Genomic DNA, 3,643 nt, shown 5'->3' on the forward strand with positions numbered 1-3,643 from the left:
GCGTAAATCCCGCTTATACTTTGTTCTTTTTATCAGCTTGATTGCAACATTTCTTTTTGTGCTAATTCAACTCAATTTTATTAAACGGATCTTATTAATCCGCAATATTATTGATTCTGGGCATAATGAAAAAACAACGGCGAATTTTCCAATCAAAGGGCGCGATGAACTAAGCCATATGGCTAAAGCTATTAAAAATTATATCGAGCGCTTGTTGAAAAAAGAGCAGGAGATAATTACAGTAAATAAACAACTGACTTACCTTGCATCACATGACGTTTTAACAGGAATTTTTAATCGCCATTATTTCGATCAATTTTTAAAGCAGGAAAATGAACGTTACTTAAGATATAAAGAAAAATACTGTGTCGCAATGATCGACCTGGATCATTTTAAAAAAGTGAATGATAACTACGGTCATGATGCTGGTGATGCGGTTTTAATTGATTTTTCGCAGCGGGTTCTAGCGCATATTCGTAAAACAGATGTTTTTGCCCGCTATGGCGGAGAAGAGTTTGTTCTGCTAATGCCGAATACGGTTGAAAAGCATGCCTTGATGTTACTTGAAAGGATACGAGAGAAAATTGCCTCAGAAGCTTGTACATTTAATCAACATCAGATTTCATTTTCGATAAGTGTTGGGCTGACAGAGGTTCAGAAAATAGACAGAGCAGAGGAACAAGACAAGCAACTGACTTTTGCCGATCTTGCGCTATACGATGCCAAAAATTCTGGGCGAAATAAGGTTTGTGTATTCAACGCTAAGAAATGATTGTAAAAGGAAGGGCTTAGAAAAAGCCCTTAAAACTGCAAATACTTAATCTTTTAAATTAATTTTAAAAGAGCTTAGCGTTTTAAAAAGAAGTTCTATCTTGACCACAATTGCGGGTAAAAGTGTTTTGTAATGCTCTTCATTATCGGTTTGAATTTCTTGTAGATCAGCAGCCAGCTCTTCTACATAAGGCAAAAAAGTGCTGGAATGATTTTTAAAGGCGCTATCACCAGTAAATATTTGTACAAAGCCGGCCTTTTCCTGCTGACGTAATAATTCAAGTTGTTTATCCGCATCAACTGCTTTGTGGTAAATGATTTTTAAATTTTCTTGTAACTGCTTAATCACATTTTCTTGGCTCATTGTCTCTTCCTGTTTGATGCTGAATTTATAAGGACTTGATCTGATTATAGCGAACTAATGATAGTTTTACTTTTCTGACCTGCAATTTCTCTGCTCAGTTTGGGCACTAAATACCCAGGTAACGCCAAACTCATCTCTTTAATTAATAGTTGAGCCTTTTTTTCTTCCAAATCAAAATGTTGTGCGCCCTGTACCTTATCTAATAAAAACAGGTAATAAGGTAATATATTGGCACTAAACAGGGCTTCACTAAGTTCAATCAAGGCTTGGCTGCTATCATTCACGCCTTTTAATAATACACTTTGGTTTAACAGTTGAACGCCTGCTTGCTGCAGTTTTGATATCGCCTCTGTAAACGCACTATCAATTTCATTAGCATGATTGATATGTAAAACTAAGACCACTTTTAAGCGGCTCTTCTTAAGCATAGAGCATAATTGCTTTGTTACTCTTGCCGGGATAACAACTGGAAGACGGGAGTGAATACGTAAACGGGTTAACTGCGGCATTGAATCTAACGCGTTAAGTAAATACTGTAAAAAATCATCTTTGCTCATTAGCGGATCACCTCCGCTTAAAATCACTTCATTCACTTCAGGATGAGCTTCGATATAAGTAATAATTTCCTGTAACTGTTTTTTGTTAATATTGTTATCTTGATAAGGAAAGTGACGTCTGAAACAGTAACGGCAATTCACAGCGCAACCCGATTTTAGTATCAGTAATACACGGCTTCGATATTTGTGTAACAGACCCGGCGCGGCACTATTATGTTCCTGTAATGGATCCAGGCTATAACCTTCACTTATTAACTCTTCTTCTGTAACAGGCAGCACTTGTTTTAATAGTGGGTCGTGAATATCTCCCTTTTTCATTTTTGCAATAAAGGGTAGCGGCACTAACATTGGAAAACATTTACGCGCTTTTAAGCTTAATGGCACACTTTCTGGTGATATATCCAATAATTTCAAAAGTTGTAGCGGATTTTTAAGCGCATTTGCTAGTTCCTTTTGCCAAGTTGCTAACTCGGCGGTATCATTCACGGTAATTATTTGTGTCATTTTTTAAAATCAAATTATATAGAGGTTAATATGGGATCATATAGTACCAGCGAATTCAAAGGTGGGCTAAAATTCATGATGGATAAAGAGCCTTGTGCAATTATTGAGAATGAATTTGTTAAGCCTGGTAAGGGGCAGGCATTTAGCCGTGTTAAATTTCGTAAGCTGTTATCTGGTAAGGTAGTTGAGAAAACATTTAAATCGGGCGAGTCCGTTGAGTCTGCAGATGTGATGGAGACTGATCTTGCATACCTTTATAACGATGGTGAGTTTTTTCACTTTATGAATAACGACACATTTGAGCAAATTGCTGCAGATGAAAAAGCTGTCGGTGATATGGCTAAATGGTTAGTTGAACAAGATATGTGTACCATCACAACTTGGAACGATAACCCGATTGTCGTGACACCACCAAACTTTGTAGAAATCGAAGTGACAGAAACCGATCCAGGTCTGAAAGGTGATACAGCAGGAACGGGCGGTAAACCTGCAACACTTGCGACAGGTGCAGTTATCCGTGTTCCACTATTTATTCAAATTGGTGAAGTAGTTAAAGTAGATACACGTAGCGCGGAATATGTTGGGCGTGTGAAAAAATAAGTCTCTGTAATGAGCTGCAAAAAAACCAGCTGCTTAGCTGGTTTTTTTATAGTCGTTTTTTGTTAAAAACCAAATAAGCTTGGCGCGGTTAGCATTTGTAATAAAAGAGTGAAAACAAAAACGCTGACAGCAAAAGCAAAACCATAACAGATCACTTGTTGCCAATCACGTCCACGATTAATGCCGATATCATGTAACGCATGGAAAATTCGGTGCAGGGTATGCCAGAAGGGCAGTGCCACTAAAACTAAAACAATGACGGAACCGTACCATGTTGTGGCAAAACCATGTATTTTTTCATAACTAAAGTAGTGCTGATCTATAATCCCAAGTGGAATTAAGAGCCCTGTAATTAAGATCATAACAGGTGTAAGAAACGCAGTAAGCATACCACCTGCGCCAAATAAGCCCCAAAAAACGGGTTCATGAGAGCGTTTATAGGTTTTCTCTGTGGTCTTTGACATCAAAAGCCTCCTTTTATAGGGTAATAATTAACAAGCAGAAAATAGTCAGCACGGCAAAGGCGCCGTAATGTGCTGCGACAATCACCTTATCATCAAGCTTTTTACCTTTTATCCATAAATCAACCGCTTTAGGTGCGAGAGAGAACCAGGTAATTGTGTGGTATAAGGCTAATATCAGCATAAGAAGATGCAGGATAATTGCAAATGGGTTTTGCAAAGCTTCAAGCCAGCCGTTAAAAGCGGTCTCTCCCTGGCTAAGGCGAAAAACACCCCAAGCTAAAATCAGGCTGTATAAGGTAATTAAAACACTGCTGCCTTCCCTTATCATATATTTTGTATAAAACAGTTGTTTCATCCACCAATCCCTTGGCAGTTCGCGTATA

The 3,643-nt window shown here is 38.0% G+C and carries 6 protein-coding genes; 2 read left to right on the plus strand and 4 right to left on the minus strand.

Going from position 1 to position 3,643, the window contains the following annotated elements; genetic code table 11:
- Positions 1-772 (plus strand): GGDEF domain-containing protein (locus AC4GME_RS12075; RefSeq protein WP_490379450.1); only part of this gene is annotated, 772 nt, incomplete at its 5' end.
- Between the two features lie 45 nt (positions 773-817).
- On the opposite strand, the gene AC4GME_RS12080 is transcribed toward AC4GME_RS12075, so the two are convergent.
- Positions 818-1,135, minus strand: a complete 318-nt coding sequence (locus tag AC4GME_RS12080) for a hypothetical protein (protein ID WP_490378550.1) — start codon at positions 1,133-1,135, stop codon at positions 818-820.
- Between the two features lie 44 nt (positions 1,136-1,179).
- Positions 1,180-2,196, minus strand: coding sequence for an EF-P beta-lysylation protein EpmB (epmB, locus tag AC4GME_RS12085; protein WP_490379451.1), 1,017 nt, complete (start codon positions 2,194-2,196; stop codon positions 1,180-1,182).
- A 30-nt stretch (positions 2,197-2,226) separates the two neighbouring features.
- Between epmB and efp the strand changes: the two genes are divergently transcribed.
- Positions 2,227-2,796 (plus strand): elongation factor P, encoded by a 570-nt coding sequence (gene efp / locus AC4GME_RS12090; RefSeq protein WP_490378160.1) that lies wholly within the window; start codon positions 2,227-2,229, stop codon positions 2,794-2,796.
- A gap of 62 nt (positions 2,797-2,858) precedes the next feature.
- Here efp and frdD read toward each other — a convergent pair whose 3' ends face one another.
- Both frdD and AC4GME_RS12100 read right to left on the minus strand, forming a co-directional pair.
- On the minus strand, positions 2,859-3,260 hold the full coding sequence (gene frdD, locus AC4GME_RS12095) for a fumarate reductase subunit FrdD (RefSeq protein WP_490378153.1): 402 nt from the start codon (positions 3,258-3,260) through the stop codon (positions 2,859-2,861).
- Between the two features lie 13 nt (positions 3,261-3,273).
- Entirely contained in the window at positions 3,274-3,642 is a 369-nt protein-coding gene (locus AC4GME_RS12100; protein WP_490378154.1) for a fumarate reductase subunit C, read from the minus strand.
- Position 3,643 lies beyond the last annotated feature (1 nt).

Source organism: Psychromonas sp. (genome assembly GCF_983033635.1).

Bases quoted from the DNA above. Each gene is read 5' to 3' on its own strand.
- efp (WP_490378160.1), top strand. From the start codon at position 2,227: ATGGGATCATATAGTACCAGCGAATTCAAAGGTGGGCTAAAATTCATG.
- frdD (WP_490378153.1), bottom strand. From the start codon at position 3,260: ATGTCAAAGACCACAGAGAAAACCTATAAACGCTCTCATGAACCCGTT.
- epmB (WP_490379451.1), bottom strand. From the start codon at position 2,196: ATGACACAAATAATTACCGTGAATGATACCGCCGAGTTAGCAACTTGG.
- AC4GME_RS12080 (WP_490378550.1), bottom strand. From the start codon at position 1,135: ATGAGCCAAGAAAATGTGATTAAGCAGTTACAAGAAAATTTAAAAATC.